This window comes from Burkholderia sp. Bp9016 (assembly GCF_003857765.1).
Classification (GTDB): Bacteria; Pseudomonadota; Gammaproteobacteria; order Burkholderiales; family Burkholderiaceae; genus Burkholderia.
The window spans coordinates 47,450-63,565 of record NZ_QTPY01000007.1; the positions used below are offsets into that span (position 1 = coordinate 47,450).

Below are 16,116 nucleotides of genomic sequence, written 5' to 3' on the forward strand. Positions count from 1 at the left end.
GGTGCCGGGCCGCACCCCATTTATTACGCAATCGATCCTGCGATGACCGATCACACCCGTTCCGCCACGCCCTTGCGGGTCGCCGCGCTGCAGATGGTGAGCACGCCGGACGTCGCGAGCAATCTCGCAGAGGCACGCCGCCTGATCGCGGAAGCCGCCGGCGAAGGTGCGCAGCTCGTGCTGCTGCCCGAGTATTTCTGCTTCATGGGCCACCGCGACACCGACAAGCTCGCGCTCGCCGAAGCCTACCGCGACGGTCCGATCCAGCGCTTTCTCGCAGAGGCCGCGCAGCAACACGGCATCTGGGTGATCGGCGGCACATTGCCGCTGAAGGCGCCGGAGCCCGATCGCGTGCTGAACACCACGCTCGTGTTCGACCCGAGCGGCCACGAAGCGGCCCGCTACGACAAGATCCACCTGTTCAACTTCGAGAAAGGCGACGAATCGTTCGACGAAGCGCGCACGATCCGCGCGGGCAATACGGTCGTCGCGTTCGACGCGCCGTTCGGGCGGGTCGGCCTGTCGGTCTGTTACGATCTGCGCTTTCCGGAGCTGTACCGCAGGATGGGCGACTGCGCGCTGATCGTCGTGCCGTCGGCGTTTACGTATACGACGGGCCGCGCGCACTGGGAAATGCTGCTGCGCGCGCGGGCCGTCGAGAATCAATGCTACGTGCTGGCTGCCGCACAGGGCGGCAAGCACGAGAACGGCCGGCGCACCTGGGGCCACAGCATGCTGATCGACCCGTGGGGCGAGATCGTCGCGGTTCGCGACGAGGGCGCGAGCGTCGTGACCGGCGTCATCGATCCGCAGCGCATCGCCGACGTGCGCCAGAGCCTGCCCGCGTGGCGGCATCGCGTGCTGGCCTGAACCGCCGGAGCGCCGCGGCGCTTGAAACGACGCCCGGCCAAACCCATCTGCCCAGAACGCACCCGACAACTTTTTGAGAACCCTCGATACCCGCATGAACATCATCGAACCCGGCATCCGCAACCTTGCGCTGGCGAAGGACATCCTCCTCACGCCGTACGGCCTCGACGAGAGCCTGCTCACGCGCACGATCGCCGACATCTTCACGCATCGCGTCGACTACGCGGACCTGTACTTCCAGGCGACCCGCAGCGAAGCGTGGAGCCTCGAGGAAGGCATCGTGAAGTCGGGCAGCTTCAGCATCGACCAGGGCGTCGGCGTGCGCGCGGTCGCAGGCGACCGCACCGCGTTCGCTTACTCGGACGACCTGTCGCCGGAAGCCATCGCCCAGGCGGCCGCGGCCACCAAGGCGATCGCGGCGGCCGGCGGCGGCCGCCAGAAGATCAAGGCGGCAACGTCGCTCAAGGGCATCTCGGGCCGCGACCTGTACCTGCCGTCCGATCCGCTCGCGTCGCTCGACGCGACGGCCAAGGTCAAGCTGCTCGAGCGCATCGAGAAGATGGCGCGCGGCCGCGACCCGCGCGTCACGCAGGTGATGGCGGGCCTCGCCGGCGAATACGACGTCGTGCTGGTCGCGCGCAGCGACGGCGCGCTGGCCGCCGACATCCGCCCGCTCGTGCGCGTGTCGGTCACGGTGATCGCAGAACAGAACGGCCGCCGCGAAATCGGCTCCGGCGGCGGCGGCGGCCGCTTCGACTACGGCTATTTCACCGACGAAGTGCTGTCGCGCTACGTCGACGACGCCGTGCACGCAGCGCTCGTCAACCTCGACGCCCGCCCCGCGCCGGCCGGTGCGATGACTGTGGTGCTCGGGCCGGGCTGGCCGGGCGTGCTGCTGCACGAGGCGATCGGCCACGGTCTCGAGGGCGACTTCAACCGCAAGGGTTCGTCGGCGTTCGCCGGCCGGATCGGCGAGCAGGTCGCAGCGAAGGGCGTGACGGTGGTCGACGACGGCACGCTGCCGAACCGCCGCGGCTCGCTGAACATCGACGACGAAGGCAACCCGACGCAGTGCACGACGCTGATCGAGGACGGCATCCTGAAGGGCTACATCCAGGACACGCTGAACGCGCGCCTGATGAAGATGCCCGTCACTGGCAACGCGCGGCGCGAGTCGTACGCGGCGCTGCCGATGCCGCGCATGACTAACACGTACATGCTGAACGGCGACAAGGATCCGCAGGAAATCATCGGGTCGGTGAAGAACGGCCTGTACGCGGTGAACTTCGGCGGCGGCCAGGTCGACATCACGAACGGCAAGTTCGTGTTCTCGGCCTCCGAGGCGTACATGATCGAAAACGGCAAGATCACCTACCCGGTGAAGGGCGCGACGCTGATCGGCAGCGGCCCGGAATCGCTGAAGTACGTGAGCATGATCGGCAACGACATGTCGCTCGACTCGGGCGTCGGCGTGTGCGGCAAGGAAGGCCAGAGCGTGCCCGTCGGCGTCGGCCAGCCGACCCTGCGGATCGACAAGATGACGGTCGGCGGTACGGCATAACCGCATCGCGACGCAGACAATCCGCGCATTTTGAATAAAACGCGCGGATTGTCCGCATTTTCGAGCAAACCTAGTTGCCAGCCGCGCGGCGACAGGGTATAAATTCTGAATCAACTTTTTTGACGAACCGAATCTCCGTCATGTCCGCCAAGTTTTATTTTTACTTTTTTTGGCATCTCAGACCGCTGGCGGATCGAGAGGGTTGATGGCGCGTAAAGCGCAACCGAAATTCCCGAAAAAACCGCCGGCGAACCCGGCGGTTTTTTTTCGCCCTTCGCCAGCCGGTCGCCGCCGCAGCGGATTCCACGGCCCCGACCGAAACCACTGAATTGCCTGAATTGATGAATCTGCCGCACGCACATTGACCGAACGGCGCCCCGGAAAATTAGGAGAAACAGCATGCCCCCGCACAATACCGACGACGTCCGCATTCGCGAACTCAAGGAACTGACGCCGCCCGCCCACCTGATCCGCGAATTCGCGTGCTCCGAAGCCGCGTCCGAGCTGATCTACAACTCGCGCCAGTCGATGCACCGCATCCTGCACGGGATGGACGACCGGCTGATCGTCGTGATCGGGCCCTGCTCGATCCACGATACGAAGGCGGCGATCGAGTACGCGGGGCGGCTCGTGAAGGAGCGCGAACGCTTCAAGGGCGAGCTGGAAATCGTGATGCGCGTGTACTTCGAGAAGCCGCGCACGACGGTCGGCTGGAAGGGGCTCATCAACGATCCGCACCTGGACAACAGCTTCAAGATCAACGAAGGGCTGCGCACCGCGCGCGAACTGCTGCTGCAGATCAACGAGATGGGGCTGCCGGCCGCGACCGAATACCTCGACATGATCAGCCCGCAGTACATCGCCGACCTGATCTCGTGGGGTGCGATCGGCGCGCGCACGACCGAGTCGCAGGTGCACCGCGAACTGGCATCGGGGCTGTCGTGCCCGGTCGGCTTCAAGAACGGCACCGACGGCAACGTGAAGATCGCGGTCGACGCGATCAAGGCCGCATCGCAGCCGCACCATTTCCTGTCGGTAACCAAGGGCGGTCACTCGGCGATCGTGTCGACGGCCGGCAACGAGGACTGCCACGTGATCCTGCGCGGCGGCAAGGCGCCGAACTACGACGCGGAAAGCGTGAACGCCGCATGCGCGGACATCGGCAAGGCCGGCCTCGCCGCGCGCCTGATGATCGACGCGAGCCACGCGAACAGCTCGAAGAAGCACGAGAACCAGATCCCCGTGTGCGCGGACATCGGCCGCCAGGTCGCGGCCGGCGACGCGCGCATCGTCGGCGTGATGATCGAGTCGCACCTGGTCGAGGGGCGTCAGGACCTGAAGGAAGGCTGCCCGCTGACCTACGGCCAGAGCATCACCGACGCGTGCATCGCGTGGGACGACAGCGTGAAGGTGCTCGAAGGCCTCGCGGAATCGGTGAAGGCGCGCCGCGTCGCGCGCGGCAGCGGGAACTGACGGACGCAAACAGGTTGGCCGCCTCGCGGCGGATTGGCCATGCGGCCAGCCTGCGGTCGTCGTTTCGGCCTGCTAGACTAGCTAACATCATTTAGCTAACCAAGAGTCGATCATGCCGATCGTCAACATGCACGACGCCAAGTCACGGCTCTCGAGCCTCGTCGAAGCGCTTGAATTGGGGCGAGAATCCGAAGTCGTGATCGCCCGCAATGGTCATCCGGTTGCCCGGATCGTTCCTTATGCCGCACCCAAGCGCATCGGTGCAGCCCGTCAGTTGCTTGCAGGGCTGAATATCCCGACCACCGTCGAGGCATTCAATACCGGCGATGAATCGATTGCCACCGACTTCGATGCCAGCTCGGAACAGGGGCTCGCACCGTGAAGCTGCTGCTCGATACGCACATCGCGCTATGGGCGGCTGAGGGTGCGCCTCAACTTTCGGCGACTGCGGCAGCATTGATCGAACATCCCGAAAACACGCTGTACGTCAGCGCTGCGTCCATCTGGGAAATCGCGATCAAATACCGCAACGGCAATCTGCCCGTCCATCCACGCGATGCGCGTTCGGCATTCCGCCTCGCAGGTTTTGCGGAATTGCCGATCAGCAGCGATCACGTCGAAGGTGTCGCCGCACTACCCGATTTTCCGGATCATGCCGATCCGTTCGACCGCGTGATGGTCGCGCAGGCACTCCATGAAGGCATGCCGCTCGTCAGCGCCGATCCCAAAGTGTGGCGCTATCACGCCACGCTGATGCTGCGCGCCTGATGCCCTGCCCCCGGCATCAAGCAAAGCCCGGTTCGCGCCGGGCTTTGCTCGCAGGCCGGAAAACAATCGTCAGGCCATCACTCGAGCGCGCCCGAGCCGAAGATCTCGGTATTGATGCGCTCCGGCGCAACGCCGAGCGCGGCCAGCGCGTCACGTTGCGCCTTCATGAACGCGATCGGGCCGCAGATGTAGTAGTCGGCGTCCGGCACCAGCGCGTATTCCTGCACGCGTTCCGGCGTCAGGCGCCCTTCCAGATCGTGGTCGATGCCGACGCGGTCGTTCGGGCCGACCAGTTCGTACAGCACCGTGCGCTTGACGTTCGCATGCTCGCGCGCCGTGTCGTTCAGCCAGTCGCGGAACGCATGCACCGCGCCCGAACGGCATGCGTGGACGAACCTCACTTCACGCTTGCTGCCTTCCACAACCAGCGTCGACGCCATCGACATCATCGGCGTGATGCCCACGCCGCCCGAGATCAATACCACCGGCGTATCGGCATCGCGCTTCAGCGAGAAGTCGCCCATCGGCGCCGTCACTTCGACGATCGCGCCCTCTTCGACGCCGTCATGCATCAGCGTCGACACCTTGCCGGCCGGCACCGCTTCGGCGTTGCCCGATTCGCGCTTCACCGAGATGCGCAGCCACTCGCCGTGCGGCGCGTCGGACAGGCTGTACTGGCGCGGCTGGTCGACACCCAGGTCGCCGACGAAGCGCTTCACCGAGACGTACTGACCAGGTTCGAACTTCGGCGCGTCGCCGCCGTCGGCGGGCGTCAGGTAGAACGACGTGATCTCGTCGCTTTCACGCGCCTTGCGCGCGACCTTGAACGGACGAAAGCCGCTCCATGCCGCGTTCGCGTACAGGTCGGCTTCGGCGCCGATCATGATCTGCGCGAGCTGGCCGTATGCGACGCGCCATGCTTCGAGCGTTTCCGCGTCGACCGCGTCGCCGAGCACCTCGACGATCGACGCGAGCAGGTTCTCGCCGACGATCGGGTAATGCTCCGGGCGGATGTTGAGGCTCGCGTGCTTGTGCGAGATGCGCGACACCGCGCCGCCCAGCACGCCGAGGTTGTCGATGTTCGCTGCATAGGCGTAGACGGCCTTCGCGAGCGTTTCGGGCTGGCTGCCGGTCTTCTGGTGCGTCTGGTTGAACAGGTTCTTCAGTTCCGGATGACGCGCGAACATGCGCTGGTAGAAATGCTTCGTGATCGTCGCACCGTGCTCGGCGAGGACGGGGGCGGTGGCCTTCACACGGGCCATCTGGTCAGCGGTGATATGGGTCATGTTCGTTCTCCGTTAAACATGCACATACGATACATGTTTAACGATCGACGCTCCTCGGGCAAATTGTCGCAGTGCGGAAAAGCGACACCGCGCGTCAGCGCACGCGTCCGCGCTCCCACAGCACGTCCGAGCCGCCACCCGCGCGGTTCAGCACGCGCGCCAGCACGAACAGCAGATCCGACAGCCGGTTCACGTAACGCCGCGGCGCATCATTGAGCGTGTCGGTGCGACCGAGCGCGACGATCGAGCGCTCCGCGCGGCGGCACACCGTCCGGCACACGTGCGCGAGCGACGCCGCGCGCGAGCCGGCCGGCAGGATGAATTCCTTCAGCGGCGGCAGCGTCGCGTTGTAGTCGGCCAGCCACCGGTCGAGGCGTGCGAGGTGCGTGTCGTCCAGCACCGTATGGCCGGGAATGCACAGCTCGCCGCCCAGATCGAACAGGTCGTGCTGGATCGTGACGAGCGCCGTGCGCACGTCGTCCGGCAGCGGCTCGGCGAGCAGCACGCCGAGGTTCGAGTTCAGTTCGTCGACGTCGCCGATCGCGGCGATCCGCGCGTTGTCCTTGCCGATGCGGCGCCCGTCGCCGAGGCCGGTGGTGCCATCGTCGCCCGTGCGCGTGGCGATCTTGCTCAAGCGGTTGCCCATGCGAATGTCCTCTCGTGCGCGGCCGCGATGCGGCCCGGTTGCGTTGGAACGCGATTATCGCAGCCCGCGGCGGGGGCCGCAGCGGACGTTGCAGCGTAGAATGAGCCGACGCCGCGTCGCTGCGGCATCCGTCATACAAGCGATCGATGTGCGGGATCGGGCAGGCGCGACGTGCCGGGTCCGGTCGATCGCGAAGCATGGGCGCGTGGCCGGCGCAACAGCGCCAACCGCGCCCCGCCAAGGAGACATACGTGAATCATCCCGCCACGCCGGCCGCCACGCGCCGCCCCCTCCCGCCCGCGATGCTCGATGCGCTGCGCGCCGCCTTCGGCGAGCGCGTGTCGACCGCCGACGCCGTGCGCGCCCATCACGGCCGCGACGAATCGCCGTTCGATCCGCAACTGCCCGACGCCGTCGTGTTCGCGCACAGCGCCGATGAAATCCAGCAGGTCGTGTCGCTGTGCGCGCTCTACGGCGTGCCGCTGATCCCGTACGGCGCCGGCTCGTCGCTCGAAGGCCACCTGCTCGCCGTGCGCGGCGGCGTGTCGCTCGACCTGTCGGAGATGAACCGCGTGCTGTCGATCAACGCCGAAGACCTGACCGTGACGGTCGAACCGGGCATCACGCGCAAGGCGCTCAACGAGGCGCTGCGCGACACCGGCCTGTTCTTTCCGATCGATCCGGGCGCCGACGCCAGCATCGGCGGGATGACCGCGACCCGAGCATCGGGCACCAACGCCGTGCGCTACGGGACGATGCGCGAGAACGTGCTCGGGCTGACCGCCGTGCTCGCCGACGGCCGCGTCGTGAAGACGGGTTCGCGCGCGCGCAAGTCGTCGGCCGGCTACGACCTCACGCGCCTGTTCGTCGGCTCCGAGGGCACGCTCGGCGTGATCGCCGAGATCACGCTGCGCCTGCATCCGCTGCCCGAAGCCGTATCGGCCGCGATCTGCACGTTCCCGACGATGGGCGACGCGGTGCGCACCGTGATCGAGACGATCCAGATCGGGGTGCCGATCGCGCGCGTCGAATTCGTCGACTCGCTCGCCGTGCGCTCGATCAACCGCCACTCGAACCTCACGCTCACCGAAGCGCCGACGCTGTTCTTCGAATTCCACGGCACCGAAGCCGGCGTGAAGGAACAGGCCGAGCTCGTACAGGCGCTCGCGGGCCAGAACAACGGCCAGGGCTTCGAATGGGCGACCCGCCCCGAAGATCGCACGCGGCTCTGGGCCGCGCGTCACAACGCGTATTTCGCGATGCTGCAGCTCAAACCCGGCTGCCGCGCGGTGACGACCGACGTGTGCGTGCCGATTTCGCAGCTCGCCGCGTGCGTCGAGGAGACCGAAGCCGACCTGCGCGCATCGTCGCTGCCCTGCCCGATCGTCGGCCACGTCGGCGACGGCAATTTCCACGTCGCGATCCTGATCGATCCCGACAAACCCGAGGAAATCGACGAAGCCGAACGCATCAACGACCGGATCGTCGAGCGCGCGCTGCGTCTGGGCGGCACCTGTACGGGCGAACACGGCGTCGGGCTGCACAAGATGCGCTTCCTGCCGAAGGAGCACGGCGACAACGCGATCGACGTCATGCGCGCGATCAAGCTCGCGCTCGATCCGCGCAATCTGATGAATCCCGGCAAGATCTTCACGTGTTGAGATGGCAGCGCAGCGTGACGCTGCGCTTCCCGCAGGAGACCCCATGAACGCTTCCGTCGAACTGTCGAGCGCGACGCGCGCGCAGCGCCAGCGCGAAGTCGTGCAGGCGCTGATGGCCGTGCTGCCGACGCATTGCCTGCTGTATCGCGACGAAGACACCGCGCCGTACGAATGCGACGGCCTGTCCGCCTACCGCCGGCTACCGCTCGCGGTCGCGCTGCCGGAAACCGAATCGCAGGTGCAGCGGATCGTGCAGATCTGCCGCCGAATGGAAGTGCCGATCGTGCCGCGCGGCGCGGGCACGAGCCTGTCGGGCGGCGCGCTACCGATCGCGAACGGCGTCGTGCTGTCGCTTGCGCGCTTCACGCGCATCGTCGAAGTCGACCCGTACGCACGCACGGCGACCGTGCAGCCCGGCGTGCGCAACCTCGCGATTTCGGAAGCCTCCGCACCTTACGGGCTGTACTACGCGCCCGATCCGTCGTCGCAGATCGCCTGCACGATCGGCGGCAACGTCGCGGAAAATTCCGGCGGCGTGCACTGCCTGAAATACGGGCTGACCGTGCACAACGTGATGCGCGTGCGCGCGGTCACGATCGACGGCGAGATCGTCGAATTCGGCTCGCTCGGGCTCGACATGCCGGGCCTCGACCTGCTCGCGGTGATGATCGGCAGCGAAGGGATGTTCGCGATCGTCACCGAAGTGACGGTGAAGCTGATCCCGAAGCCGCAGACCGCGCAACTCGTGATGGCGAGCTTCGACGACGTCGTCAAGGGCGGCGAGGCGGTCGCCGCGATCATCGCGTCGGGCATCATCCCGGCCGGGCTCGAAATGATGGACAAGCCGGCCACCCAGGCGGTCGAGGCGTTCACGCACGCGGGCTACGACCTCGACGCGAAGGCGATCCTGCTATGCGAATCGGACGGCACGCCGGAAGAAGTCGCCGAAGAGATCGTCCGCATGACGGCCGTGCTGCGCGAGCACGGCGCGACGCGCATCCAGGTGTCGCGCAACGAAAGCGAGCGGCTGCGCTACTGGTCGGGCCGCAAGAACGCGTTCCCAGCCGCCGGGCGCATTTCCGCCGACTATTACTGCATGGACGGCACCGTGCCGCGTCGCGCGATCGGCCCGCTGCTCGCGCGCATCGAACAGCTCGAAACGCGCTACGGGCTGCGCTGCATCAACGTGTTCCACGCGGGCGACGGCAACATGCATCCGCTGATCCTCTACAACGCGAACGACCCGGACGAGCTGCACCGCGCCGAGCAGTTCGGCGCCGAAATCCTCGAATGCTGCGTGGAATTCGGCGGCAGCGTGACGGGCGAGCACGGCGTCGGCATCGAAAAGCTCAATTCGATGTGCGTACAGTTCTCGCCGCAGGAGCGCGACGCGTTCTTCGCGGTCAAGCGCGCCTTCGATCCGGCCGGGCTGCTCAATCCCGACAAGGGGATCCCGACTCGCGCGCGCTGCGCCGAATATGGCCGGCAGCACGTGCGCGGCGGACTGCTGCCGCATCCGGACCTGCCGCGCTTCTGAGCGCCCCCGAACCCGTCGCTTCGCGCCGGGCGCCCGAGGGGACTTCCTTCGGGGCCGAAAGCTTTGAGGGCGGCCCGGTGTTTTCCTGAGAGCGCCGCGCGGTGCGCGGGCCGCGACGTACCGCCCTGCCCGCGCCGGCCGTGCGCGCAGCGGCGGCTGCATGCCTTCGTTATACCGAGCTTAGGGATAGTCGCGATGTGCATTCGCGCCACCCCGGTACAATCGACCGGACAACAACGAGGCAGCAACAGAACATGGAAGAGGACGACATCGTCGCCGGATGGGCCGAGCGCATCCGGGCGGCCAGTGCCGACGGCCGGCCGCTGCGGATTCGCGGCGGCGGCACCAAGGACTGGTACGGCCAGGCGCTGGACGGCGAAATACTCGACACGCGTGCGTTTCAGGGCATCGTGTCGTACGACCCGGCCGAACTCGTCGTCACGGTCCGCGCGGGCACGCCGCTCGCGCAGCTTGAAACCGTCCTCGCCGAGTGCGGCCAGATGCTGCCGTTCGAGCCGCCGCACTTCGGCCGCGCGGCCACCGTCGGCGGCTGCGTCGCGGCCGGCCTCGCGGGTCCGCGCCGCGCGACCTGCGGCGCACCGCGCGATTTCGTGCTCGGCGTCACGCTGATGAACGGGCGCGGCGAACTGCTGCGCTTCGGCGGACAAGTCGTGAAAAACGTCGCCGGCTACGACGTATCGCGGCTGATGGCCGGCTCGCTCGGCACGCTCGGGCTGATGCTCGACCTGTCGATCAAGGTGCTGCCGGTGCCGGTCGCCGAAGTCACGCTGAAGTTCGAGATGACCGCGACCGATGCGGTGCGCAAGCTCAACGAATGGGGTGGGCATCCGCTGCCCGTGAGCGCGAGCGGCTGGCGCAACGGCACGCTCGTGCTGCGCCTGTCGGGTGCCGAGGCCGCCGTGAAATCCGCGAAGACGCTGCTCGGCGGCGAAGTCGTCGACGCGGTCGAGGCCGAGCGTTTCTGGGCCGGCCTGCGCGAACACACCGACCCGTTCTTCAACGGCATTCCGCCCGGCTACGCGCTGTGGCGCCTGTCGCTGCCGTCGATCACCGAACCGATGCACCTGCCCGGCACCCAGCTGATGGAATGGGGCGGCGCGCAGCGCTGGTGGATCACCGACGCCGATGCGCAGACGGTGCGCATGAGCGCGAAGCAGGCCGGCGGCCATGCGACGCTGTTCCGCGCCGGCGATTCGTATGACCGTAGCGCGGGCGTGTTCACGCCGCTGCCCGCGCCGCTGATGAAAATCCATCGCGGACTGAAAGCCGCGTTCGATCCCGCGCGCATCTTCAACCGCAGCCGGCTTTACCCGGATCTCTGAGCCCTGAGCGATGCAAACCAACCTCGCCGATTTCATCCGCAACACGCCCGACGGCGACGAGGCCGACGCGATCCTGCGCAAGTGCGTGCATTGCGGATTCTGCACCGCGACGTGCCCGACCTACCAGTTGCTCGGCGACGAACTCGACGGCCCGCGCGGGCGCATCTACCTGATCAAGCAGATGGTCGAAGGCGCGCCCGTCACGCGCAGCACGCAGCAGCACCTCGATCGCTGCCTCACGTGTCGCAGCTGCGAGACGACCTGCCCGTCGGGCGTCCAGTACGGCCGCCTCGTCGAGATCGGCCGCAAGCACGTCGAGGCGCAGGTCGAGCGCCCCGTGCAGCAGCGGCTCGTGCGCCGCGTGCTCGCGAGCCTCGTGCCGAACGCAGCGCTGTTCTCCCCCGTGATGCGGCTCGGCCAGCACGTGCGGCCGCTGCTGCCGAAACGGCTACGCGACAAGGTGCCGCCGCGCACGCGGCTGCTCGAATGGCCGCAGCGCACGCATCCGCGCAAGATGCTGATGCTCGGCGGCTGCGTACAGCCGTCGATGCTGCCGAACATCAACATCGCGACCGCGCGCGTGCTCGATGCACTCGGCGTCGAGACGATCGTCGCGCCCGACGCGGGCTGCTGCGGCGCGATCCGCCTGCACCTGAACTATCACGACGAAGCGCTCGCCGACGCGCGTCGCAACATCGACGCGTGGTGGCCGCATGTCGAGCAAGGCGCCGAGGCGATCGTGATGAACGCATCGGGCTGCGGCGCGACGGTGCTCGAATACGCGCACCTGCTGCGCGACGATCCGGCCTACGCGGAGAAGGCGCAGCGCATCGTCGCGCTCACGCGCGACATCTCGGACGTGCTGCTGGCGTTCGAGGCCGAGATCGCGACGCTCGCGCGGCGCCGCGCGATCCACACCGTTGCGTACCACCCGCCGTGCACGCTGCAACACGGCCAGCAGTCGCGCGGCAAGGTCGAGCGCCTGCTCGAGACGCTCGGCATCGATGTGCGGCTGCCGGCCGACAGCCATCTGTGCTGCGGTTCCGCGGGCACGTATTCGCTGACCCAGCCATCGCTGTCGTACCGGCTGCGCAAGCAGAAGCTGCTGAAGCTCCAGGCGCTCGAGCCGCAGATGATCGTGTCCGGCAACATCGGCTGCATCGCGCACCTGCAAAGCGGCACGCAGATTCCGGTCGCGCACTGGATCCAGCTCGTCGAGCATCTGCTGTACGGCTAGCGCGGACGGCCGGCCCCGCCGGGCGCCCCGTCCGTATAATGGTCGGATCGATGCGGTGCGTGCCGTGCCGCATTCGCTTCCCGTGCCAGCCTCCGTGTCCGTCATGCCCGATTTCGCCGCCCGTCTCGAATCCGTTCATCGCCGCATCGCCGACGCCGCCCGCGCGGCCGGCCGCGATCCCGCCACCGTCTCGCTGCTCGCCGTATCGAAGACGTTTCCCGCCGACGACGTGCGCGCCGCGCATGCGGCCGGACAACGCGCGTTCGGCGAGAACTACGTGCAGGAATCGATCGACAAGATCGACGCGCTCGCCGACCTGCGCGCCGCACTCGAATGGCATTTCATCGGGCCGCTGCAATCGAACAAGACGCGCCCCGTAGCCGAGCGCTTCGACTGGGTTCATTCGGTCGACCGGCTGAAGATCGCGCAGCGCCTCGCCGAACAGCGCCCCGCTCACCTGCCGCCGCTGAACGTGTGCGTGCAGGTGAACATCAGCGGCGAGGCGTCGAAGAGCGGCGTCGCGCCGGCCGAGGTCGCCGACGTCGCGCGCGCGGTCGCCGCGCTGCCAACCTTGCGCCTGCGCGGCCTGATGGCGATTCCCGAACCGGCGGGCGACACCGACGCGCAACGCGCGCCGCATCGCGCGCTGCGCGCGCTGTTCGACACGCTGCGCGCCGACGGGCTGCCGCTCGATACGTTGTCGATGGGCATGTCCGCCGATCTCGAAGCGGCCGTGCTCGAAGGCGCGACGATCGTGCGCGTGGGCACCGCGATCTTCGGCGCGCGCGACTATTCGCACTGAACCCCACGCTCTTTTCCGTTCACCTACTCGCTCAATTCGACATCATGAAAATCGCATTCATCGGCGGCGGCAACATGGCCGCGGCCCTGATCGGCGGCCTGATCAAACGCGGTGTGGCCGCTGACGGCCTGTATGCCATCGACGTCAACGAAGACGTCCGCGCGCGCGCCGCGCAGCAATTCGGCATCCGCACCGGCGCGGCCGTCGACGCGACGCTCGCGGAGTACGACGCGATCGTGCTCGCGGTGAAGCCGCAAGTGCTGAAGGACGTCGCGCAGGCGCTCGCACCGCATCTGAAGTCGCAGCTCGTGATCAGCATCGCAGCCGGCATCCGCGCCACCGATCTCGCCCGCTGGCTCGGCGACTACGCCCGCGTCGTGCGCACGATGCCGAACACGCCCGCGCTGGTCGGCATGGGCGTGACGGGTCTCGCCGCGCTGCCGGGCGTCGACCCGGCCGGTCGCGAACTCGCATCGAACGTGCTCGGCGCGGTCGGCGAGATCGTATGGTTCGACGACGAAGCGCAACTCGACGCGGTCACGGCGATCTCGGGCAGCGGCCCGGCCTACGTGTTCTATTTCATCGAAGCGCTGCAGGAAGCCGCACGCCGTCTCGGCATGAACGACGAACAGGGCCGCGCGCTCGCGGTCGCGACGTTCACGGGCGCCGCGCAACTCGCCGCGCAATCGGGCGAGCCGGCGAGCGTGCTGCGCGAGCGCGTGACGTCGAAGGGCGGCACGACGGCCGCCGCGCTCGCATCGTTCGATGCGCAGGGCGTGAAGGAAGCGATCGTGCGCGGCGCGCTCGCAGCCGAAGCGCGCGCGAAGGAAATGGGCGACGAACTCGGTCGCGCATAAGCGTTACGACGTCCGCCGGGCTCGCCCGGCAGCGCCAACAAAAAAGCAGCCCAAGGCTGCTTTTTTGTTGGCTGCGCGCGGCGCGGGGCCGCGTCAGTTGCCTGCCATGCCCGTCAGCAGGTAATGCGCGGCGATTCCCGCGAACAGCGCGCCGCCGAGCCAGTTGTTGTGCCGGAATGCCGCGAAGCACGGCATCCGCTCGCGGTCCTTGATCAGCGTGTAGTGATACAGCGCGCAGCCGACCGCCGCGGCCCAGCCGGCCCAGTACGCGAGCCCGAAGCCGAGCGTCACGCCGATCCACACGTAGATGCCGAGCGTCGCCGCATAGCAGGCCATCACGGCCACGACGTCGAAGCGGCCGAACGTCAGCGCGGACGTGCGAATGCCGATCTTGATGTCGTCGTCGCGATCGACCATCGCGTATTCGGTGTCGTACGCGACCGACCAGAAAATGTTCGCGATCAGCATCACCCACGCAAGCGTGGGCACCGTGTCCTGCACGGCCGCGAACGCCATCGGAATGCCGAAGCCGAACGCGATGCCGAGATACGCCTGGGGAATCGCGAAGAAGCGCTTCATGAACGGATACGAGCCGGCGACGAACAGCGCGACCACCGACAGCTCTTTCGTCAGCGTATTGAGCGGCAGGATCAGCAGGAACGCGATGAACGACAGCACCACCGCGATCGCGACGGCTTCCCATGCGCGAATCTTGCCCGACGTCAGCGGCCGGTCGGCCGTGCGCTTCACGTGGCGGTCGAAATCGCGGTCGGCGTAATCGTTCATCGCGCAGCCGGCCGAGCGCATCAGCAGCGTGCCGAGTGCGAAGATCACGAGCAGCGACCAGCGCGGATGGCCGTCCGACGCGATCCACAGTGCGTTGAGCGTCGGCCACAGCAGCAGCAGGCTGCCGATCGGCTTGTCCATCCGGACGAGCCGCAGGTACAGGGGGAAGCGGGCAAGCATGGTGAAGCACCGGGAAGATAATCCCGGCATTTTAGAGCCGAGCGGTGGTTCGCGTCATGTCGACACGGCTCGCGCCCGGTTGCCGCCGGGCCCGCATGAGCCGCCGGAGGCCCGGTGAGACCCCTTGAGACCCATTGGAGTCCCTTGAAGCCGCCGCGCGCGGACCGTCCGCGGTACGGGTCGATCAAGGGACAGATGGCCTGCGGCGCAGCGTGTGCGCGGCCGGAATGCAAGCCGGCCCGGGCTTGAGTGTTGAAGGGGCCCGCGCCGCGCCGTCCGGCCGCGCATCGCGGCCGGACGGCGCGGGCTTACGCGAGCAGCGACCGCAGCATCCACGCGGTCTTTTCATGCGTCTGCAGGCGCTGCGTCAGCAGGTCGGCGGTCGGCTCGTCGCTCGCCGCGTCGGCGACCGGGAAGATTTCGCGCGCGGTGCGCACGACCGTCTCGTGCCCTTCGACGAGTTGGCGGATCATCTCTTCGGCTGCCGGTACGCCGTTCGCTTCCGGCACCGACGACAGCTTCGCGAAATCCGCGAACGTGCCGGGTGCAACGACGCCGAGCGTGCGAATGCGCTCCGCGACCAGATCAACCGCGAGCCACAGTTCGTTGTACTGCTCTTCGAACATCAGGTGCAGCGTGTTGAACATCGGACCCGTGACGTTCCAGTGAAAATTGTGGGTCTTCAGGTACAGCGAAAACGTATCGGCCAGCAGGCGTGACAGGCCGTCCGCGATCTTCCTGCGGTCCTTGTCGCTGATGCCGATGTTGATCTGCGTTGCGTTGCCTTTCTTGGCCATCTTCGGGACTCCTCATTCGAAATGTTGAACCGGCGAAAATGCGTCGAGCAATCCGCGTGCCGCGTCGCGCGGCATTCGTTCGCGACTTGCCAGTCCGGCGTGGCGGGCCGGCGGGGCGATCGCCGCGCTCAGCCGCCGGAAAGCGGCGCAATCGCGTGCAGCGCATGCGCAATCAGCTCCGCGGCGCCGCCGATGACGATCGCGAAACCGACGATGCGCCGCGCCAGCTCACCCGGGGATCGCAGGATGGGCGCCGCAGCCGCGGCACGCATGTGCAGCATCATTTGCGTCATGGTCGTCACTCCTTCAAGA

General features: G+C 67.4%; 17 protein-coding genes. 11 read left to right on the forward strand and 6 right to left on the reverse strand.

Annotated elements, in window-relative coordinates; all coding sequences use genetic code 11:
- Window positions 1-42: 42 nt before the first annotated feature.
- Together DIE13_RS10485 and tldD are read left to right on the forward strand one after the other, a co-directional pair.
- Window positions 43-870: a carbon-nitrogen hydrolase family protein gene (locus DIE13_RS10485; RefSeq protein WP_124827080.1), complete on the forward strand. Its 828-nt coding sequence runs from the start codon at window positions 43-45 to the stop codon at window positions 868-870.
- Window positions 871-964: 94 nt separating this feature from the next.
- On the forward strand, window positions 965-2,431 hold the full coding sequence (gene tldD / locus DIE13_RS10490) for a metalloprotease TldD (RefSeq protein ID WP_124827081.1): 1,467 nt from the start codon (window positions 965-967) through the stop codon (window positions 2,429-2,431).
- A gap of 110 nt (window positions 2,432-2,541) precedes the next feature.
- Here the strand turns inward: tldD and DIE13_RS10495 are convergent, their stop codons facing one another.
- The gene (locus tag DIE13_RS10495; protein WP_175750738.1) at window positions 2,542-2,787 is read right to left on the reverse strand and encodes a hypothetical protein; all 246 of its coding nucleotides are present in this window, start codon (window positions 2,785-2,787) and stop codon (window positions 2,542-2,544) included.
- Between the two features lie 43 nt (window positions 2,788-2,830).
- Between DIE13_RS10495 and aroG the strand changes: the two genes are divergently transcribed.
- The 3 genes from aroG (at window position 2,831) to DIE13_RS10510 (ending at window position 4,672) form a co-directional block, all read left to right on the forward strand.
- The gene (aroG, locus tag DIE13_RS10500; RefSeq protein ID WP_124827082.1) at window positions 2,831-3,904 is read left to right on the forward strand and encodes a 3-deoxy-7-phosphoheptulonate synthase AroG; all 1,074 of its coding nucleotides are present in this window, start codon (window positions 2,831-2,833) and stop codon (window positions 3,902-3,904) included.
- 112 nt (window positions 3,905-4,016) lie between these two features.
- Window positions 4,017-4,286 carry a type II toxin-antitoxin system Phd/YefM family antitoxin gene (locus DIE13_RS10505; RefSeq protein ID WP_124827083.1) on the forward strand — a complete coding sequence of 90 codons (270 nt, stop codon included), beginning with the start codon at window positions 4,017-4,019 and terminating at the stop codon, window positions 4,284-4,286.
- The gene (locus DIE13_RS10510; RefSeq protein WP_124827084.1) at window positions 4,283-4,672 is read left to right on the forward strand and encodes a type II toxin-antitoxin system VapC family toxin; all 390 of its coding nucleotides are present in this window, start codon (window positions 4,283-4,285) and stop codon (window positions 4,670-4,672) included. Before DIE13_RS10505 ends, DIE13_RS10510 begins: the two co-directional genes overlap by 4 nt.
- 77 nt (window positions 4,673-4,749) lie before the next feature.
- Here DIE13_RS10510 and hmpA read toward each other — a convergent pair whose 3' ends face one another.
- Both hmpA and DIE13_RS10520 read right to left on the reverse strand, forming a co-directional pair.
- Entirely contained in the window at window positions 4,750-5,958 is a 1,209-nt protein-coding gene (gene hmpA, locus DIE13_RS10515) for an NO-inducible flavohemoprotein (protein WP_124827085.1), read from the reverse strand.
- 94 nt (window positions 5,959-6,052) lie between these two features.
- The gene (locus tag DIE13_RS10520) at window positions 6,053-6,604 is read right to left on the reverse strand and encodes a cob(I)yrinic acid a,c-diamide adenosyltransferase (RefSeq protein WP_124827086.1); all 552 of its coding nucleotides are present in this window, start codon (window positions 6,602-6,604) and stop codon (window positions 6,053-6,055) included.
- 251 nt (window positions 6,605-6,855) lie between these two features.
- Here DIE13_RS10520 and DIE13_RS10525 point away from each other — a divergent pair, with 251 nt between their 5' ends.
- The 6 genes from DIE13_RS10525 (at window position 6,856) to proC (ending at window position 14,041) form a co-directional block, all read left to right on the forward strand.
- Window positions 6,856-8,265, forward strand: coding sequence for an FAD-binding oxidoreductase (locus DIE13_RS10525; RefSeq protein ID WP_124827087.1), 1,410 nt, complete (start codon window positions 6,856-6,858; stop codon window positions 8,263-8,265).
- Window positions 8,266-8,308: 43 nt separating this feature from the next.
- Window positions 8,309-9,802, forward strand: a complete 1,494-nt coding sequence (locus tag DIE13_RS10530; RefSeq protein ID WP_124827088.1) for an FAD-linked oxidase C-terminal domain-containing protein — start codon at window positions 8,309-8,311, stop codon at window positions 9,800-9,802.
- A gap of 254 nt (window positions 9,803-10,056) precedes the next feature.
- Window positions 10,057-11,145 carry a glycolate oxidase subunit GlcE gene (gene glcE, locus DIE13_RS10535; RefSeq protein ID WP_124827089.1) on the forward strand — a complete coding sequence of 363 codons (1,089 nt, stop codon included), beginning with the start codon at window positions 10,057-10,059 and terminating at the stop codon, window positions 11,143-11,145.
- A gap of 10 nt (window positions 11,146-11,155) precedes the next feature.
- A complete protein-coding gene (gene glcF / locus DIE13_RS10540; RefSeq protein ID WP_124827090.1) occupies window positions 11,156-12,382 on the forward strand; it encodes a glycolate oxidase subunit GlcF in 1,227 nt (408 codons plus the stop codon).
- A gap of 103 nt (window positions 12,383-12,485) precedes the next feature.
- Window positions 12,486-13,184, forward strand: coding sequence for a YggS family pyridoxal phosphate-dependent enzyme (locus tag DIE13_RS10545; RefSeq protein WP_124827091.1), 699 nt, complete (start codon window positions 12,486-12,488; stop codon window positions 13,182-13,184).
- A gap of 44 nt (window positions 13,185-13,228) precedes the next feature.
- Complete coding sequence (gene proC / locus DIE13_RS10550) at window positions 13,229-14,041, forward strand: pyrroline-5-carboxylate reductase (protein ID WP_124827092.1); 813 nt, start codon at window positions 13,229-13,231, stop codon at window positions 14,039-14,041.
- A 93-nt stretch (window positions 14,042-14,134) separates the two neighbouring features.
- Here the strand turns inward: proC and ubiA are convergent, their stop codons facing one another.
- From ubiA to DIE13_RS32850, 3 genes are all read right to left on the reverse strand, one after another.
- Window positions 14,135-15,007, reverse strand: a complete 873-nt coding sequence (ubiA, locus tag DIE13_RS10555; protein ID WP_124827093.1) for a 4-hydroxybenzoate octaprenyltransferase — start codon at window positions 15,005-15,007, stop codon at window positions 14,135-14,137.
- Between the two features lie 308 nt (window positions 15,008-15,315).
- Window positions 15,316-15,804, reverse strand: coding sequence for a non-specific DNA-binding protein DpsA (gene dpsA / locus DIE13_RS10560; RefSeq protein ID WP_124827094.1), 489 nt, complete (start codon window positions 15,802-15,804; stop codon window positions 15,316-15,318).
- 128 nt (window positions 15,805-15,932) lie between these two features.
- Window positions 15,933-16,097 (reverse strand): hypothetical protein, encoded by a 165-nt coding sequence (locus DIE13_RS32850; RefSeq protein ID WP_175750742.1) that lies wholly within the window; start codon window positions 16,095-16,097, stop codon window positions 15,933-15,935.
- Between the last annotated feature and the right edge of the window lie 19 nt (window positions 16,098-16,116).

Coding starts and splice junctions, on each gene's coding strand:
- DIE13_RS10520 (WP_124827086.1), bottom strand. CDS start 6,604: ATGGGCAACCGCTTGAGCAAGATCGCCACGCGCACGGGCGACGATGGC.
- hmpA (WP_124827085.1), bottom strand. CDS start 5,958: ATGACCCATATCACCGCTGACCAGATGGCCCGTGTGAAGGCCACCGCC.
- DIE13_RS10505 (WP_124827083.1), top strand. CDS start 4,017: ATGCCGATCGTCAACATGCACGACGCCAAGTCACGGCTCTCGAGCCTC.
- proC (WP_124827092.1), top strand. CDS start 13,229: ATGAAAATCGCATTCATCGGCGGCGGCAACATGGCCGCGGCCCTGATC.
- aroG (WP_124827082.1), top strand. CDS start 2,831: ATGCCCCCGCACAATACCGACGACGTCCGCATTCGCGAACTCAAGGAA.
- glcF (WP_124827090.1), top strand. CDS start 11,156: ATGCAAACCAACCTCGCCGATTTCATCCGCAACACGCCCGACGGCGAC.
- DIE13_RS10530 (WP_124827088.1), top strand. CDS start 8,309: ATGAACGCTTCCGTCGAACTGTCGAGCGCGACGCGCGCGCAGCGCCAG.
- DIE13_RS10545 (WP_124827091.1), top strand. CDS start 12,486: ATGCCCGATTTCGCCGCCCGTCTCGAATCCGTTCATCGCCGCATCGCC.
- tldD (WP_124827081.1), top strand. CDS start 965: ATGAACATCATCGAACCCGGCATCCGCAACCTTGCGCTGGCGAAGGAC.
- glcE (WP_124827089.1), top strand. CDS start 10,057: ATGGAAGAGGACGACATCGTCGCCGGATGGGCCGAGCGCATCCGGGCG.
- dpsA (WP_124827094.1), bottom strand. CDS start 15,804: ATGGCCAAGAAAGGCAACGCAACGCAGATCAACATCGGCATCAGCGAC.
- ubiA (WP_124827093.1), bottom strand. CDS start 15,007: ATGCTTGCCCGCTTCCCCCTGTACCTGCGGCTCGTCCGGATGGACAAG.
- DIE13_RS32850 (WP_175750742.1), bottom strand. CDS start 16,097: ATGACGCAAATGATGCTGCACATGCGTGCCGCGGCTGCGGCGCCCATC.
- DIE13_RS10485 (WP_124827080.1), top strand. CDS start 43: ATGACCGATCACACCCGTTCCGCCACGCCCTTGCGGGTCGCCGCGCTG.